This window comes from Halomonas mongoliensis, from assembly GCF_052496345.1.
The window spans coordinates 1,831,453-1,848,111 of the sequence record NZ_CP199288.1 but is presented as its reverse complement, the minus strand read 5'-3'; the positions used below and the strand labels follow the sequence as shown (position 1 = coordinate 1,848,111).

At 67.3% G+C, this 16,659-nt stretch carries 16 protein-coding genes; 6 read left to right on the top strand and 10 right to left on the bottom strand.

Annotated features, from left to right (window positions below):
• Positions 1–10: 10 nt before the first annotated feature.
• From ACRYRV_RS08700 to ACRYRV_RS08685, 4 genes are all read right to left on the bottom strand, one after another.
• Positions 11–2,122, bottom strand: coding sequence for an adenosylcobalamin-dependent ribonucleoside-diphosphate reductase (locus ACRYRV_RS08700; RefSeq protein ID WP_309636602.1), 2,112 nt, complete (start codon positions 2,120–2,122; stop codon positions 11–13).
• 39 nt (positions 2,123–2,161) lie between these two features.
• Positions 2,162–2,635, bottom strand: a complete 474-nt coding sequence (ubiT, locus tag ACRYRV_RS08695) for a ubiquinone anaerobic biosynthesis accessory factor UbiT (RefSeq protein WP_309636601.1) — start codon at positions 2,633–2,635, stop codon at positions 2,162–2,164.
• A gap of 296 nt (positions 2,636–2,931) precedes the next feature.
• Positions 2,932–4,317, bottom strand: coding sequence for an oxygen-independent coproporphyrinogen III oxidase (gene hemN / locus ACRYRV_RS08690; protein WP_444985392.1), 1,386 nt, complete (start codon positions 4,315–4,317; stop codon positions 2,932–2,934).
• 66 nt (positions 4,318–4,383) lie between these two features.
• Positions 4,384–5,562: an NnrS family protein gene (locus tag ACRYRV_RS08685; RefSeq protein WP_444985393.1), complete on the bottom strand. Its 1,179-nt coding sequence runs from the start codon at positions 5,560–5,562 to the stop codon at positions 4,384–4,386.
• A gap of 75 nt (positions 5,563–5,637) precedes the next feature.
• Between ACRYRV_RS08685 and ACRYRV_RS08680 the strand changes: the two genes are divergently transcribed.
• The 3 genes from ACRYRV_RS08680 to ACRYRV_RS08670 all read left to right on the top strand — a co-directional run bounded on the left by ACRYRV_RS08680 (position 5,638) and on the right by ACRYRV_RS08670 (position 7,049).
• Positions 5,638–6,048 (top strand): YbaN family protein, encoded by a 411-nt coding sequence (locus ACRYRV_RS08680; protein WP_444985394.1) that lies wholly within the window; start codon positions 5,638–5,640, stop codon positions 6,046–6,048.
• Between the two features lie 61 nt (positions 6,049–6,109).
• Positions 6,110–6,598, top strand: a complete 489-nt coding sequence (locus ACRYRV_RS08675; RefSeq protein WP_309636597.1) for an Rrf2 family transcriptional regulator — start codon at positions 6,110–6,112, stop codon at positions 6,596–6,598.
• A gap of 139 nt (positions 6,599–6,737) precedes the next feature.
• Positions 6,738–7,049, top strand: coding sequence for a c-type cytochrome (locus ACRYRV_RS08670; RefSeq protein ID WP_309636596.1), 312 nt, complete (start codon positions 6,738–6,740; stop codon positions 7,047–7,049).
• 90 nt (positions 7,050–7,139) lie between these two features.
• On the opposite strand, the gene ACRYRV_RS08665 is transcribed toward ACRYRV_RS08670, so the two are convergent.
• The 6 genes from ACRYRV_RS08665 to nosR all read right to left on the bottom strand — a co-directional run bounded on the left by ACRYRV_RS08665 (position 7,140) and on the right by nosR (position 15,058).
• Positions 7,140–7,667, bottom strand: a complete 528-nt coding sequence (locus ACRYRV_RS08665) for a nitrous oxide reductase accessory protein NosL (RefSeq protein ID WP_444985395.1) — start codon at positions 7,665–7,667, stop codon at positions 7,140–7,142.
• Positions 7,668–7,682: 15 nt separating this feature from the next.
• A complete protein-coding gene (locus tag ACRYRV_RS08660) occupies positions 7,683–8,513 on the bottom strand; it encodes an ABC transporter permease subunit (RefSeq protein ID WP_309635709.1) in 831 nt (276 codons plus the stop codon).
• Complete coding sequence (locus tag ACRYRV_RS08655; RefSeq protein ID WP_444985396.1) at positions 8,510–9,487, bottom strand: ABC transporter ATP-binding protein; 978 nt, start codon at positions 9,485–9,487, stop codon at positions 8,510–8,512. Before ACRYRV_RS08655 ends, ACRYRV_RS08660 begins: the two co-directional genes overlap by 4 nt.
• Positions 9,484–10,788 carry a nitrous oxide reductase family maturation protein NosD gene (locus tag ACRYRV_RS08650; protein WP_444985397.1) on the bottom strand — a complete coding sequence of 435 codons (1,305 nt, stop codon included), beginning with the start codon at positions 10,786–10,788 and terminating at the stop codon, positions 9,484–9,486. Before ACRYRV_RS08650 ends, ACRYRV_RS08655 begins: the two co-directional genes overlap by 4 nt.
• A gap of 88 nt (positions 10,789–10,876) precedes the next feature.
• Positions 10,877–12,790, bottom strand: coding sequence for a TAT-dependent nitrous-oxide reductase (nosZ, locus tag ACRYRV_RS08645; RefSeq protein WP_309636591.1), 1,914 nt, complete (start codon positions 12,788–12,790; stop codon positions 10,877–10,879).
• A 123-nt stretch (positions 12,791–12,913) separates the two neighbouring features.
• Positions 12,914–15,058 carry a transcriptional regulator NosR gene (gene nosR / locus ACRYRV_RS08640; RefSeq protein WP_444985398.1) on the bottom strand — a complete coding sequence of 715 codons (2,145 nt, stop codon included), beginning with the start codon at positions 15,056–15,058 and terminating at the stop codon, positions 12,914–12,916.
• A 205-nt stretch (positions 15,059–15,263) separates the two neighbouring features.
• Between nosR and ACRYRV_RS08635 the strand changes: the two genes are divergently transcribed.
• The 3 genes from ACRYRV_RS08635 to ACRYRV_RS08625 all read left to right on the top strand — a co-directional run bounded on the left by ACRYRV_RS08635 (position 15,264) and on the right by ACRYRV_RS08625 (position 16,655).
• Entirely contained in the window at positions 15,264–15,596 is a 333-nt protein-coding gene (locus ACRYRV_RS08635; protein WP_444985399.1) for a hypothetical protein, read from the top strand.
• Between the two features lie 92 nt (positions 15,597–15,688).
• Positions 15,689–16,033 (top strand): c-type cytochrome, encoded by a 345-nt coding sequence (locus ACRYRV_RS08630; RefSeq protein WP_444985400.1) that lies wholly within the window; start codon positions 15,689–15,691, stop codon positions 16,031–16,033.
• 67 nt (positions 16,034–16,100) lie between these two features.
• A complete protein-coding gene (locus ACRYRV_RS08625; protein ID WP_444985401.1) occupies positions 16,101–16,655 on the top strand; it encodes a hypothetical protein in 555 nt (184 codons plus the stop codon).
• Positions 16,656–16,659: the final 4 nt, after the last annotated feature.

Below are 16,659 nucleotides of genomic sequence, written 5' to 3'. Positions count from 1 at the left end.
ACAGCAGGCATTACCACTTGCCATAGGTGCCTTCCTTAAGCGCGTCATAGAGGTTGGCCGCATTGTGCTCCTCGCCGTCGTAGATCACCTTCTCGTCACCGGCAAGTTCGATGGTCTCGCCGTTCTCCAGCTCGAACACATAGGTGGTGTTCTTGAGATCGTCCTCGCGCACCAGCACGCCCTGGAAGGCCTCCGGGTTGAAGCGGAAGGTGGTGCAGCCCTTGAGCTTGCTGGCGTAGGCGTCCAGGTAGAGGTCCTTGAACTCCTCGAAGGGGAACTCGGTGGGCACGTTCACCGTCTTGGAGATCGCCGAGTCGACCCATGCCTGGGCGGCGGCCTGCACCGCCACGTGCTGCTTGGGGCTCACCGAATCGGCGGTGATGAAGTAGTCCGGCAGGTCGCTCTCCACGGCGTCGGCGGCGATGAAGTGGCGGTAGGCCGCCAGCTCGAAGGAGACCACCTCCACCTGCTCCTTGGTCTTCTTGCCCGACTGGATCACGTTGCGGAAGTAGCGGTGCGAGAACGACGGCTCGATGCCGTTGGAGGCGTTGTTGCCCAGCGACAGGGAGATGGTGCCGGTGGGGGCGATGGAGCTGTGGTGGGTGAAGCGCGCGCCGTGCTCGGCGAGCTGGGCCACCAGTTCCGGCGCCACCTCGGCGACCTTCTGCATATAGCGGCTGTAGCGGGCGTGCAGGATGCGGCCCGGCACCTTGTCGCCGACCTCGTAGCCGTCCTTCTTGAGCTCCGGGCGCTCGCGCATCATCTTCGGGGTGATCTCGTAGTCCTCGGCCAGCGCCGGGGCCATGCCCTTCTCCCGGGAGAGCTCCAGCGCCTGCTTCCAGCCCTCCACGGCCAGGTTGCGGCTCACCTCCTCGGTGAAGGCCAGCGACTCCGGCGAGCCGTAGGGGATCTTGAGCATGGTCAGGGTGGAGCCCAGGCCCAGGAAGCCCATGCCGTGGCGGCGCTTGGCCTCGATCTCACGGCGCTGGCCCTCCAGGGGCAGGCCGCTGATCTCCACCACGTTGTCGAGCATGCGGGTAAAGATCCCCACCACCTGACGGTAGCGCTCCCAGTCGAAGCGCGGCTTCTTGCCGAAGGGGTCGATGACGAAACGGGTCAGGTTCACCGAGCCCAGCAGGCAGGCGCCCTCCGGGGGCAGCGGCTGCTCGCCGCAGGGGTTGGTGGCGCGGATCTCCTCGCAGAACCAGTTGTTATTCATCCGGTTGACCTGGTCGATCAGGATGAAGCCCGGCTCGGCGAAGTCATAGGTGGAGCTCATGATGGTGTCCCACAGCTCGCGCGCCTTGATCACCTCGACGATGCGGCAGGCCACGCGGCCCTCGGCGTCGACGGTGTAGCCCTCCTCGATCACCGGCCAGTCGCGGTAGATCAGCTCGCTCTCCTCGACGTCGTCCTTCTCGCCGGCGTGGAGCGGGAAGGCCAGGGGCCAGTCGGCGTCCTGCTTCACCGCCTCCATGAACTCGTCGGTGATCAGCAGGCTGAGGTTGAACTGGCGCAGGCGGCCCGCCTCGCGCTTGGCCTCGATAAACTGGCGCACGTCGGGGTGGCCGACGTCGAAGGTGCCCATCTGGGCGCCGCGGCGGCCGCCGGCGGAGGCCACCGTGAAGCACATCTTGTCGTAGATATCCATGAACGCCAGGGGGCCGTTGGTGCCGGCCCCGGCGCCGAACACGAAGGCGCCCTTGTGGCGCAGGGTCGAGAAGTCGTAGCCGATGCCGCAGCCCGCCTTGAGGGTCATGCCAGCGTCCACCACGGAGTCGAGGATATCGTGCATGGAGTCGCGGATGGTGCGCGACACCGTGCAGTTGATCAGGCTCACCGCCGGCTTGTAGGCCTCGGCGCCGGCGTTGGACATGATCCGCCCGGCGGGGATGGCGCCGTTCTCCAGCGCCCAGCGGAACTTGGGCAGCCACTCGTCGGCCTGCTTGCCCTCCACCGCGGCCAGGGCCCGCGCCACCCGCTCCCAGGTCGCCGCCACGTCCTTGTCCACGGGCTTGCCGTGGCGGTCCTTGAGGCGGTACTTGGCGTCCCAGATGTCACGTGACGGGCCCTGCAGGGGGACCTCGCTGGATGACTTCACGGCCTTGGTGGAAGTACTCATGCGGATGGCTCCGGAGAATTCGGTGATAAGAAGGTTAGGTCAGCGCCGCACCAGGCGCTCGAGGCGCACCAGCAGCTCGCCGAAGGGCCCCTGGGCCAGCCCCTCCTCACGACCATCGAGGAGGTTCTTGACCATCAGGCCCAGCTCGGTATCGCCCTCGATCAGCAGGCGACGCTGGAAGAACAGGGCGTCGGGATCCTCGCGCCGGGTGGCCAGGCAAAGAAACTCTCGCCAGCCGCCGCGAATGGTGGCCTCGCCGGGCTCGGCGCACACCCTCAGGCGCTCGCCTTCGAGGGTCAGGGTCAACGCCAGGCCGAGGTCCTCGATGGCCAGGGTGATGCGACGCCCCTCCAGGGCATCGAACTCCCCCTCGGCCAGGGGCTCGGCGAAGGTGCGGTTGAGCACGGGCTCCACCAGCCGGCGCTTGACGGCGATCGGCACGCGGGGATCCACGGCGCGGATCAGGCGGTCGGGAGCGGGAAGACGCGGCAGGGTCGGTAACGGCAGGGACATGATACAGCTCTCCTGATGACTACAGCGCGGACAGGGCCGCCGAACCGCTTATCCTGGGCCGAAATCCCCGGGCCTGCACTGATATGCATCAATGGCGGCGCAGACCCGCCGACCCGACGGCCGCCTACCATATATAGACCATAACCTGCCGGCAAGCCCCATATCTGGTGCAGCCACGGCAGCATCATGACCCTTTTTCATTTGACAGCGGAAACCACCGGAACGGCGGGCCTGGGAGACGAGTACGCCGCCCGCGTCATGGACGGGGCGGCGTCATTGTCATCGGCCAGGGGGCATCAGACGGTGCGCGAATAGCGCCCCTGGCTCTTCGCCAGATAGGCATCGAAGGCCATGGCGGCGTTGCGCATCATCAGACGACCGGCGGGCAGCACCTCGATCTCGCCCTCGCGGATCGCCAGCAGGCCGTCGTCGGCCATCTCCTGCAGCTGCGCCAGGGCGTCGGCGAAGTAGTCGCGGAAGACGATGCCGTGCTCGCGCTCGATGGCGGCGAAGTCGATGCGGTTGTGGCACATCAGGGCGTTGATCACGTCCCGGCGCAGCCGGTCGTCGTCGCTGAGGCGGTAGCCGCGGAACACCGCCAGCTGCCCCTCGCCCAGGCGGTGCTGGTACTGGGCGGTCTCCTTGACGTTCTGGCTGTAGGTATCGCCCACCTTGCCGATGGAGGTGATGCCGAGGCCGATCATGTCGCAGTCGGCGTGGGTGGAGTAGCCCTGGAAGTTGCGCTGCAGGGTACCGTTCTCCCGGGCCAGGGTCAGCTCGTCGTCGGGCAGGGCGAAGTGGTCCATGCCGATATAGACGTAGCCGGCGGCGGTCAGGCGGCGGATGGTGAGCTCGAGCAGCTCGAGCTTGCGCTCCGGCGGCGGCATGTCCTCGGGGCGGATCAGGCGCTGGGCCTTGAACAGCTCCGGCAGGTGGGCATAGCTGTAGGTGGCGATGCGGTCCGGGCGCAGGGCGATGATCTTGTCGAGGGTGGTATCGAAGCTGGCCACCGTCTGCAGCGGCAGGCCGTAGATCAGGTCGACGCTCACCGATTCGAAGCCGGCCTCCCGGGCGGCATGCACCAGTGAGACGACATCCTCCTCGCTCTGCACGCGGTTGACGGCCTTCTGCACGTCGAGATCGAAGTCCTGCACCCCGAAGCTCAGGCGGTTGAAGCCCAGGTCATGGAGCTCGTGGATCTGCTCGGGAGTCACGGTGCGCGGGTCCACCTCCAGGGAGAACTCGCGCTCGGCGGGCGGCGCGAAGTGGAAGGCCTCGTCCAGCGCCGCCATCAGCTCGGCGAGCTGGGCGTTGCTCAGGTAGGTGGGAGTGCCGCCACCCAAGTGGAGCTGGGTCATGCGCCGGGACTCGTCGAAGAGCGCGCCCTGCACGCGGATCTCCTGCTTGAGCCATTCGAGGTACTCGGCGGCACGCTCGGTGTTGTGGGTGATGATCTTGTTGCAGGCGCAGTAGTAGCAGAGGCTCTTGCAGAAGGGGATATGCACATAGACCGACAGCGGCTTGGGCGTCTCGGCCCGGTTGCTGCGCTCGGCGGCAGCGCGGTAGTCATCCTCGGCGAAGGCCGCATGGAACTGGGGCGCCGTAGGGTAGGAGGTGTAGCGCGGCCCGGGGCGGTCATACTTCTCCACCAGGGGGCGATCGAACAGCAGGGTGTCTTGCATCGTGAAACAGCCTCTTGAACCGGAGGGCGGCGCTGCCGGCGCCGCCGTATGGGCAGAGTATGCCATTCAGGGGTCCGTGCGTCGGTACCCTTCTCGAGGTAGCTGACCTGGATCAAGCCTGCGGCGCACCGTGCGGCGACGCCAGTGAAGCAGCCGCCAGGCGGCCAGCAGCCAGGCCAGGCTCCAGGCAAGTGCCGAGCCCCACAGCAGCGGCAGCCACCCCTCCCCGGCGTCCAGCGCCAGCAGGCGCAGCACCGCAGCCAGGGAGAAGAGCAGCGCCAGGGGCAGCAGCAGCGGCTCCGCCTCGGGGCGCCCCTTGGCGCGCAGGATCGCCTGGCGCAGCATGATGCCGGAGGCCAGGGCGCCCAGCGCGCCGATGGTAAAGGCGTGCAGGGTGGCACTGGCGTGGGGCTGCTGCCACCAGGCTCGGGCCAGCAGCAGCAGACCCACTCCCAGCCAGGCATAGCCCAGCATCAGCCCCAGCAGGTCGGGGCGCTGCCGGCAGGCCCAGGGCCGCCAGCGCCATAGCCGCAGCAGCACCAGCAGCCCGGCCGCCAGCACCAGGCTCGCCGCCAGCGGCCGCAGGGGCGGCCACAGCATCAGCAGCGGCGTCGTTCCCAGCAGCACGATCAGCGCCGCCTCGATGGAGGGCTGGACGCCGGCACCGGCCTGGCGGCGGCTCGCCATCAGGTAGCCATTCACCGCCGGCGCCAGGACCCGCCCGCCCATGAAGGTCATCAGCAGCACCAGCCACAGCACCCCCTGGTGCATCACCAGGGCCGTGGTGGGCATGCGCCCCAGGTAGCGCCAGACCAGGGTGACCAGGGCCAGCAGGCAGAGCAGCCCCAGCAGCGGCGACAGCACCCGGTTGCGCCAGCGCTTGGCAGCGATAAAGCGCGGCACCAGGCGCCAGCCGAGCAGCAGCACGAAGGCCCCATCGGCCAGGATCACCGGCAGGGCGACGGGCCACAGCAGTCCGCCCAGGCGTGCCGTCAGCCAGAGGCCGCCCAGCAGCCAGAGCCAGCGCTGGTTGAGCGGTCCCAGCAGGTAGCCGGCGATCACCGCCAGGGCGAAGCCGAAGAGCAGCTCGCGACCGTGTGCCGCAGGGGAGGCCAGCAGCGCCACGCCTGCTGGGTGATAGAGTGACAGCAGGGAGAGCGGCACCAGCAGGGCCCCGTGCAGGGCCGCCAGCGGGAAGAACAGATGCCAGGCCGGCACCGTCGCCGCCTGCGAAGGGTTGAGCATGATAGTCTTTGCACCACTCCTTAACATTCATGTAAAATACTTCTTAATGTGCGCCACCGCCACCCGGAGGTTCCCATGACGCGCCTGGTTTCACGCCTCGCCTGGAGCAGCCTGGCCTATGGCTGTGTGGGCCTGGGCACGGCGGGACTGGTGGTGCCGCTGCTGCCCACGACGCCTTTCCTGCTGGTCGCCGCCTGGGCGGCCCCCAAGGGCTCGCCGCGGCTGGCTCGCTGGCTGCATGAACACCCCCGGCTGGGCCCGACGCTGAACGCCTGGCGGGAGCAGCGGGCCGTACCGCGAAGCGCCAAGCGGCTGGCCCTGCTGCTGCTCGCGGCCAGCTGGCTGGTGCTGTGGCTCGGCGGGGCCCCCCTGCCGGTGCTGGCGCTCACGGCCCTGCTGTTCTGCGGCGTGGCGACCTTCCTGCTGACGCGACCCGATGTCGCAGGACGTGGAACCTTATCCCACGACAGGGGCCGGATGTTATGATGATAGTGATTTGCATCATAAGCTTTGATTAACATCAAGTATCGAGGTCGCCGCAACGCCCATGCACCTGACCCGCTTTACCGACTACTCCCTGCGCGTTCTCATCTTTCTCGCGGTCAAGGGGGAGGAGCGCTCCACCATCAACGAGATCGCGGAACGCTTCGAGATCTCCCGCAACCATCTGATGAAGGTGGTCCAGGAGCTCAGCCACAAGGGCTATATCACCGCCATTCGCGGCAAGAATGGCGGCCTGCTGCTCAAGAAGGCCCCTGAGGAGATCCGCCTCGGGCGGCTGGTACGCGATACCGAGAACGACCTGGAACTGGTGGAGTGCTTCGGTGACAGCAACGAGTGCCGGATCACGCCGGCCTGCCAGCTCAAGCCGATTCTTGCCGAGGCGCTGCGGGCCTTTATCGCCGTACTCGACAAGTACACCCTGGCCGATATGCTGGGCCCCCAGCAGCCGCAGCTGGCCCAGCTGCTCAGCATCGAGCCCCTTAAGAAGGACAGGGACAGCAACGACCCCCTCGAGCCGCCCCTGGCACTCTGAGGCAGCGCCCGGGCACCGCCATGACATAAGTCATGGCGACAATGTGAAGCTTGCGTCATCATCGCTGACATCTGACCGTCGGAGGCAAGGCTGACCTCCGATTTCTTGAATATAGAAAGATGCATTCTGGAGATCTGTTATGAAGCGACTGGCATCCCTGGCCCTGACCGGCGTCGCCGCCCTGACCCTGTCCGCCGCCGCCCAGGCCGAGCCCGATGGCGAGGCGATCTACAACCAGGCCTGCATGGCCTGCCACATGACCGGAGCCGCCGGCGCGCCCATCAAGGGCAACGAGGGGCACTGGGCGGAGCGCCTCGAGAAAGGCATGGACGAACTCTACGCCAACTCAATCAACGGTATCGGCGCCATGCCACCCCGCGGCGGCTTTACCAACCTCAGCGACGAGGAGGTGAAGGCGGCGGTGGACTTCATGCTGGAGCCGGTGCTCTAACCCGCACGGCTCGCCCCAGACGCAAGTGCCCCCGGCAGCCTGACTGCCGGGGGCGCTGCGTTTCAGGGCCGGGCAGCCGCCCGGCGCTATCTACATCATCCGCTCGATATGCGCCCGGGCCAAGTCGTTGAGCACCTGGACGTCGATCTCATCAAAGCGCAGCAGCCGCCCCTCATGCTCGGCCATGAAGGCCCTAGCATCCTCCTCGCGGCCGAAGGAGGCCAGGGTCGGCCCCATGGCCCCCATCACCGGATGCTCCGTCACATAGACCGCCACCTCGGCGTCGATAAAGGCGTCGTCCGAGGGGTGATCCCAGTCGGTGATGCCCATGTCGTGGACATAGGCCTTGCGCAGCAGGGGCACCGAGTCGGGCTGCAGCAGCCAGACGAACATGTCCGAGGTGGAGCAGAAGGTCAGCAGCCGCCCGTTGCGCAGGCAGGCCTGGGCCTTGGGGCCAGGGTAGTGGCTGATGAACATCCCGCAAACCGCACACTCGTCGTCGTCCCGGAAGGGGCGCGGCTCGCAGGCCGCGGCCACCTCCTCCTCGCCGCCGCAGCCGGCCAGCCCCGCCAGGGTGACGCCCCCCACCACGATGATGAACTTCCTGCGTGTCAGCATGTGCCTGTGTCCTGTTCAGATTTCGCGACGACGGAAGATCCACAGCGCCAGCCCCAGGGGCACCGCCACCCAGGCCAGCAGGGCACCGATCAAGAGCGCCGGGTGGAAGGCCGCATCGGCACCGATGGAGGCCAGGCCCGCCTGGGTCCGCGCCGCCTCGAAGAAGGTGAGGTTGACGATGCGGAAGATATCGGTGGGATTGAGCAGCAGCAGATAGTGGAAGAGCCCCTCGCTGACCTGGCCGCCGGTGCCCACCAGCACGCCCAGCAGCACCAGGTCGAAGACGATGACGAAGAGGAACCACACCACCAGGGCGATGCCCGCCGCCTTGGACTTCTCCGCCACGTTGACGCTGATCAGGTAGGCAAAGCCGATAAAGGCCCAGCCCAGCAGCATCGCCGAGAGGATGAAGAGCGCCAGGGCCGCCACCAGCTCGCCCAGCTGCTCCACGCTGCCCAGGACGGCGATGACGGCACCGGCCACGCCGAAGCCCACCAGGGTGGAGACGCCGAGGATGGCCGCATGGCCCAGGAACTTGCCGGCGAGGATCTCGACTCGACTCATCGGGTAGGTGAGCAGCAGCAGCAGGGTCCCCTGCTCGTCCTCGCCGACGATGCTGTCGTAGGCCAGCATCAGGGCGATCAGCGGTATCAGGAACACCGCCAGGCTCGACAGGCTGACGATGGTGGTCGAGACCCGGGTGAAACCCACCTGACCCGAGGCCGCGGCGCCGAAATAGGCCAGGCCGATGGCCAGCAGGCCGAACACCAGGGTGATGGCCAGCACCCAGCGGTTGCGCAGGCCGTCGCGGAACTCCTTGCCGGCCACGATCATCAGGTTTCTCATGCGCTCACTCCCTGCTGGGCATCGAGGGTGGCCGCCGGGGCCGACGCGGGCTCCGCACGGTCGCGAATGGTGGCGTCGAAATGGGCGTAGAGCGACTCCAGGGTGGGCGGCTCCAGGTCCAGGTCGGCGACCTTCGGGTCGGCCATCAGGCGGCGCAGCACCGCCATCTTGGCGCGCACCGGCACCGCCAGCTCGAGGCGGCCCTCCCCGGTGGGGCGGGCCACCACCCCGTGGGGTCGCAACGAGTCGGCCAGGCTCTCGGGGGCCCGGGTCGTGCGCAGGCGCATCACCAGCGGCAGGTCGGCGACCTCGCGCAGCTCGTCGATGCTGCCGGAGGCGAGCATGCGCCCCTGGCCGAGGATCGCCGCCCGGTCGATATGGCGCTCCACCCCGGGTAGCACGTGGGAGCAGAGGATCACGCTCACCCCGCGGCTGCGCAGCTCATCGACCATGCCGTAGAAGTCGCGGGTGGCCATGGGGTCCAGGCCCACGGTGGGCTCGTCGAGCAGCATCAGCCGCGGCTCGCCGATCAGCGCCTGGGCGAGGCCGAGGCGCTGGCGCATGCCCTTGGAGTAGGTCTTCACCCGGCGGTGCATGGCGTGGCCCAGCCCCACCCGCTCCAGCAGGGGCGTCACCACCCCGGTACCGATGCGCTTGAGGCGGGCGAAGTAGTCGAGCACCTCGTAACCCGAGAGCTGCTCGTAGAACTGCACGTTCTCGGGCAGGTAGCCCAGGCGCAGGCGCAGGTCGTTGGCCGCGGCACCGCCGGGGTCGTGGCCGAACACCCTGAGCTCGCCGCTGGTCGGGCGAATCAGGCCCAGGATCAGCTTCATGGAGGTGGACTTGCCGGCGCCGTTGTGGCCCATCAGGCCCAGCACCTCGCCCTCCTTGAGGGTCAGGCTTACCTCGTCGAGGGCGGTCAGCTTGCCGAAGCGCTTGCCGACCGCGCGCATCTCGATCACGGGTTGAGTCATTGCACTATCTCCGCCATCCAGTCGGGAAGGGCCATCAGCGGATGGCTGTCGCGTACGCCCGGCGGGCGCAGGATCGGGAACTCGCGCTGCACCCAGCGCAGCACCTGGACCGCCGGGCTGTTCATCAGGATCTTGGCCATGGGGTAGGTCCAGATCAGGCGGTCCACCGAGTCGTTGGGCTCGTAGGGGATGTCGCCGAGGCCGTCACCGCTGAGGTCCCAGCCCAGGTAGTCGCTCCAGTAGTTGCCGCGGCCCTCGAAGGACCACTCCTGCTCGCGCAGGGCCACGTACTTGACCTGGGTCTCGTTGCCCACGAAGGCGTTGCCGTGGAACTCGTTGTCCTCGGAGCCGGCGGTCATGTGGATGCCGATCTCGGTGCGGGCGAAGAGGTTGTCGCGGATCTCGTTGAACAGCGAGTTGTAGACGAACAGCGCCTTGCCCTCGGTGCCGCTGATGGCGTGGCCGTCGGGAGCCGCCGCCATGCCGCCGCGCTGGGCCTCGATGGAGACGTTCTCGGCGATTACCGAGTGCACGATGAAGTTCATCAGGAAGCCGTAGTTCTGGTCGCGTTCGGAGCGATTGCCCACCACCTCCAGATAACGGGACTGCATCAGCGCATAGCCCAGCCGGTTGTTGCGGGTCACGTTGTCGCGCACCACGTTGTTCTGGGAGAACATGTAGTGCACCCCGTAACGCTGGTCCCGCAGCAGGTTGCCGATCAGCCGGTTGTGGTTGCTGACGTCGATGTAGATGCCGTCCCGGGCCTCCCAGACCTCGTTGCCGCGGATCTCGGCGCCGGTGACGTTGAAGAGCTGCAGGCCATTGCCGCGGTCCTGGGAGCGCAGCGAGGTGTCGCCGCTGATGCGGTTGTCGATCACCCTGGCGTTGGGGGTCCCGTCGAGCCAGATGCCGAAGCCCCGGGCCTCGATGCGGTTGTTCTCGATCAGCGCCCCCTCGGCCTGCGTGGCCACGAAGATGCCGCTGTCGATGTCGGTAAGATTGGCACCGTCCTCGCGCAGGTGCAGGTCGCGCACCGTGACATCGGGAGCGGCTACGGTCAGCACGCTGCCGCGACGCTGGCCATCCAGGATGGCACCGGGCTCGCCAACCAGGGTAAGGGGCACCTCGATCACGAAATTGCCGAGGTGAACGCCTTCGGCCACCCGCACCGTATCACCGGGCGCGGCGGCCGCAAGCACCTGCTGCAGCGGAGTCTCGCCGGGTACGGCACGCCATTCGGCGGCCAGGGCCAGGCCGGGCAGCAGCAGGAGAAGAAAGGGGAGTAACCATCTCGAAGGCATGGTGTTCTCTGCGTGTCTCGAAGGTGGCTGCCGAGCCGGCGTGGCGCGCCGGCTCGGCAGGATCTGCCGATGGACTATTACCGCAATATCAGGCCGGCTCGACCAGCAGGCGGCCGACCATCTCCATGTGCAGCGCGTGGCAGAACCAGTTGCAGTAGTACCAGAACACCCCGGGCTTGTCGGCCGTGAAGGTGATCGAGGCGGTCTGCAGCGGGCTGATCTCCATGCTCACCCCGTGATCCACCACGCAGAAGCCGTGGGTCAGGTCCTCGATGCGATCCAGGTTGGTGATGGTCACGGTGATCTCGTCACCCACCTTGGCCGGGATCTCGGTGATGCCGAAGTTGGGCGCCACCGAGGTCATGTAGACCCGCAGCTTGTTGCCGTCACGGATGATGGTGTTGTCGGTCTCGACGTTGACGCCATCCTCCTCGGCCTGACGAATGGTCTCGGCGAAATAGGGATCATCGCGTTCCCAGACCTGCTTGGTCTGGATCTGGTCGCGGCGGATGATCACCGCGTCGTGGGGCTCGGCGAAGGTAGGCGTATCATGCACCAGCTTCATCTCCTCGCCGGAGATGTCGATCATCTGATCGTTCTCGGGGTGCAGCGGGCCCACCGGCAGGAAGCGATCCTTGGAGAACTTGTTCAGCGAGAACAGCCACTTGCCATCGGCATCCTTGGACTCGGAGAGGGTCGCGTGGTTGTGGCCCGGCTGGTAATGAACGTCGATCTTCTGGCGGATGTACTCGACGTCCTCGCCATTCCAGTGGCGCACGGCGTCTTCCATGTTCCACTTCACCACCTGGCTGTCGATGAACAGGGTGGTGTAGGCGTTGCCGCGGCCGTCGTAGGTGGTGTGAAGCGGCCCGAGGCCCAGCTCCGGCTCGGCGGCGATGACATCGCGCTCGTCGTCGAGGTTGCCCTCGAAGAGGTCGTCGAGCTTGGCGATCTCGATCATCGACACCGTGGGCGAGAGCTTGCCGGCGGCGATGAAGTACTTGCCGTCGGTGGAGGTGTTGAGCCCGTGGGGGTTCTTGGGCACCGGCACGTAGCGGGTGACGTTGAGGCCGGAGCTCTTGCGGCCGTCCACCACCGGCACATCGGAGTCGCCGATGGTCATGTAGTTGCCGTCGGCCACCGCCTGCTCGATGCGCTCGATGCTGAAGATGGTCACCCAGTCGCGGTCGGCGCGCATCTTGCCGGCCAGATCCACGGCGCCCTCGGAGTTGTAGCAGGTCGCCGCGGCGTACTTGCCGGTGTAGTCGGCATCCATGTTGTCCAGGTTGCCGTCGACCATCACCTGCCACTTCACCTCCATGGTGTCGGCATCGATGGCGTTCCAGAGGGTGTGGTACTTCGACGGGTCGTTGATGTCGCGGCCGTCGTTGGGCTGAGGAATCATGTACTCGCCGTTGGCAAACACATAGCCGGTACGCGGCGCCTTCTGCAGGCGCAGGCCGTGGATGGCCTGGACGTTGGGCACGGTCACCATGGCGTCGGTCTTGAAGACGTCCAGGCGTACGCGAGCCACGCGAGTGTTGGCCTTGTCGTTGATAAAGAGGTAGCGGCCGTCGTGGCTGCCGTCGGTGTAGCTGATATGGGGGTGGTGGGCGTCGCCGTTGGTGAAGCGATGGCTGTCGCCCATGATGCGCTTGGACTCGTTGGTCATCCCCCAGCCGGTGGCCGAGCAGTGGTTGAAGACCGGGATGCGCATGATCTCGCGCATGGAGGGCACGCCGTAGACCCGCACCTCACCGTTATGCCCACCGCTCCAGAAGCCGTAGTACTCGTCCAGTTCACCCGGTGCCACGTGAGTGTCGGCGGCACCGCCGTTGCTGGCCGCCCGGGCCGGCTGGCTGCGGGTCATGGCGCCCACGCCCGCCACGCCGGCGGCGCCGGCCATGCTGACCGCGCCAACTGCGGCACTGCCCGCCAGGAAGCGGCGACGCCCCTCGTTGACGGTTCCGGTAGGCTGGTCGCCCTTCTGCTTGTCGCTCATGACGCTTCTCCGTTTCGTTGTCGCTTCTTGCAATGCCGACTCTGCGGCCGGCCTTTTCTTCCGGCGCGTCGTCGGCAGGTGCCGCCGACGCTGCTCGGTTCGCTGCCTGGCAGGTCTGGCGCCTCAGGCACCACCGCCGGGTACTTCGGTTGCCGGAATCCGCCGGCTATCGGCCACCTTGCTGCTCAGGCGAGTCGCCTTCTCACGCTTCTTGCGCTGCACCACCATGGGCGGACACTTGCGGTCGTCGTGATAGGTGATCTGGCAGTCCAGGCAGTAGTGGCACTCGTTGGGGTTGATCCGGCCATCGGGATGGATCGCCTGGATATGGCACTCGTGGGCGCAGATCTGGCAGGGCTTGCCGCACTCCTTGTGGCGACGCAGCCAGTCGAACAGGCGGATACGGGCGGGAATCGCCAGGCCGGCCCCCAGCGGGCAGACGTAGCGGCAGTAGAACTTGTGGTTGAAGGCGCTGATCGCCAGCAGCAGCACCGCGTAGAGCACGAAGCCCCACTCACGCTGGAACTTGAGCAGCACGGCGGTCTTGAAGGGCTCCACCTCGGCGTAGATCTCCGCCTGGCCCAGGGACTGCAGGGAGACGGCGAACAGCGCCAGCAGGATGATGTACTTGAGCGCCCAGAGCCGCTCATGCAGCGCGAAGGGCAGCTCGAACTGCGGCACCTTGAGCTTGAGGGCCACCGCGCTGATCAGCTCCTGCATGGCACCGAAGGGGCAGAGCCAGCCGCAGTAGACGCCGCGGCCCCACAGCAGCAGGGAGACCGCCACGAAGCTCCAGAGGATGAACATCATCGGGTCCATCAGGAAGGTGGACCACTGGAAGTCGGTGAACAGGGCGTTGGCGAAGGTGAAGATATTCACCACCGAGAGCTGGGCCAGGGCGTACCAGCCGATGAACACCACGGTGTAGACCAGGAAGGCGTAGCGAATCGTGTGCAGCAGCCGCGGCCGCTTGGCCAGCCAGTCCTGGAACAGCAGGATGAAGGTGAGCACGCCGAGGCCGGCGCCCAGCACCACGATATGCATGACGCGGTCTTCCCACACCGAGACCCACAGCGGCCGCGCCTCGTCATCCTCGAGCATGGCGTCGGCCACCGGCTCGGGGATCTCCAGGAAGCGTTCGGGCACCTTGAGCTCGGCGGCGAAGCCGACGAACTCGGTGTCCAGGGCGCCCACCTGGCGGCGCACCAGCAGCTCCAGCTCCCAGGGCTGGGCGGGGTCGAAGCGTGCCTCCTCGCGCATGATGAAGATATCGCGCTCGGGCAGACGCGGCGCGCCCTCGGCCTCGACGCCCCACAGGCGGCGCATATCCGCATCGGTGAACTGGTCGGAGCGCGCGCCGTGGTGGATCAGGATGCGGTCGTAGATGCCCCCGCGCACGAAGCCGGAGCCCTTGAAGGAGTAGCGGCCGTCGGCCATGATCGCCAGGGCGTGCTCGCCCTCGGCAAGCCCCTCCATCAGCTGCTCGAACTGGCGCTCGCCGAGCAGGTTGCGGCCCACGGAGGGCACGTTCAGGTAGGCGAAGTAGAGGTCGATGAAGGTCTCCTCCTCGCGCCCCTCGGGGGCCGCCTCGACGCCCTCGGCGTCGGTGCCGACGAAGGCCTCGTCCACCTGGCCCCGGGTCAGGTGCAGGTGGCCGATGGCGCCCTGCGCCTTGAGCTCGGCCCAGCTGGCCTCTTCGAAGAGATCCTCGCGCACGGTGGCGGGCTCGGCCACGCCCCCCTCGAGAATCTCCAGCGCCCTGGCCACCTGACGCGCCGAGCGCATGATCCCCTCGCCCATCACCACCACAGTGACGGTGGCGCCGGAGATGGCGTCGACGTGCTCGTAGCCCTCGCGTCGCTGGCGCGACAGGCCCACGCGGACCTTCTGGCGCACCGACTTACCGGCGTACTGCTCGACGAAGTCGTCGAGCACGGTCTCGGGAATGCCCACCAGCATGATCGGCTCGGAGTGGTCGAGCACCTCGACCCCGGTAATGAGCCCCTCCAGGGACATGCCGACGCGCATATTGACCGGGTGCCCCGAGTAGGCCGGGATGGGGGCGATATCGTTGGTCTCGAAGACATAGCCCACCACCTCGCCGTCGCGCAGCACCGGCAGCACCGGCGGCTCCTCGATGGGCTCGCCGACGGCATCCGCTTCGGGAAAGACCGTGGGCAGCCAGTCGGCCGCCTGGGCCGTGGTCGACAGGGCGACCACCACTACCAGCATCAGGGTTACCAGCCAGGTACGCAGGAAACTTGTCACGAAATGCTCCACTCCGGGTCAGTCAAGCCAGACAAAACATTCATCCGGAAAACCTCTTTAGTGGTGAAGCATGGGACAGAAAGCCGCACCCGACAATGAACCCAGGTCAAGGTAATCGCCTTTTCCCCTTCTGGCCCGGGTGCTATGTTGACCGAACGCCCCTGCCCGGGCGGGTCCCGGCCAACCTCTCAGGAGACTCACGTCCATGGATACTCCGGCCGCCATTCGCCACCCCCTGATTCATCAGCAGCGCTTCCTGGCTGCCGAGATGAGCTTTCAGCTCGGCGAGATCCCCACCGCGATCCGCATCCGCTGCTACCGCGATGCCGGCGGGGGCCGGATCAGCTGCGAGCAGAGCCACTACCTGCAGACGCCGCTGCAGGCCGAGCCCTCCTTCGAGGCAAGCGACGACCACGCCAGCGTCGACGCGGCCCTGGCCGCCATCGCCAACGACATGGTGGCCCAGTACGAGGCGGCCCGGGAGGCAGGGCATCGCCCCGGCGACGACTGGCTGATGCCCAGCCGCGACTTCGACTGAGTCGGCCTCTCTCCCCGTTGACCTGCATCAATGGGGAGCCAGGCGCCCCCTCCTAGAATGACGGCAGGTTCTCTCGACGGAGTGAGTGGATCATGCCGAATGCCCCTGTGGCCCTGCTGGCCACTCTTGCCCTGCTGGCCACTCTTGCCCTGCTGGTCGCCCCCGCGGCGCTGGCGGAAATCGAAACGGTCCTGCCGGGCGACCCCGGGCGGGGTGCCGAGCTGGCTCCTCTCTGTACCAGCTGCCACGGCCGGGAGGGCCGCAGCAATATCACCCGCTACCCCAGCATCGCCGGCATGGAGCCGCTGCTCTTCCGGGAGCGGATGATCGCCCTGCAGGCCGGCGAGGGGGGCCACCTGCTGCAGAGCATGACCCGCGGGCTCAGCGAGCAAGATATCGCCGACCTGGCCGCCTACTTCGCCGACCCGGAGGAGTAGCGTTTCGTGGAGCGGGCGCAGAGGCAGGCTGCTAACATCGACGCCTCGTCCCCGAGGAGCCCTGCCCATGCCCAAGCTCGCCCCCCTTGCCTGCGCACCGCTGCTGGCCGCCCTGCTGCTCGCGCCGGGCCCCGCCCTGGCCGCCCTCTTCAACACCCAGGACAGCGAACGTCATGACCGCTGGCAGTCGCTGACCCTGGCGCTGGGCGAGGAGCGCCACTACCGCGCCATGGAGGCCAGCAGCTACGGTGACTCCCTGCTCAGCGTCAACTTCACCCCGGGAGCCTGCGAGCGCCCCTGGCTGGAGCTGAGGGTGGATCTCGGTGAGCGCCAGCCGGAGAGTCGCGTGGTCAACCGGGTGCCCGCCGACCTGCGCGTGGACCACGAGACCATCCACGGCGGCGAGGCCGAGTTCATCATCGAGCGCGGCGACAGCGGCTTCTACGTGCAGCTCTTCCTCGAGGAGCAGGCGCTGCTGCTGGAGGAGATGGCCAGCGGCGAGACCCTTCGCTTGCGCCTGATGCGCGGCGAGGACGATCCCTGGTTCATGGTGTTCTCCCTGGAGGGTGCCGCCGAGGCCATGGCCCGCGCCCGGCAGCAGTGCCTGGACGACCTCGGCTGAAAGA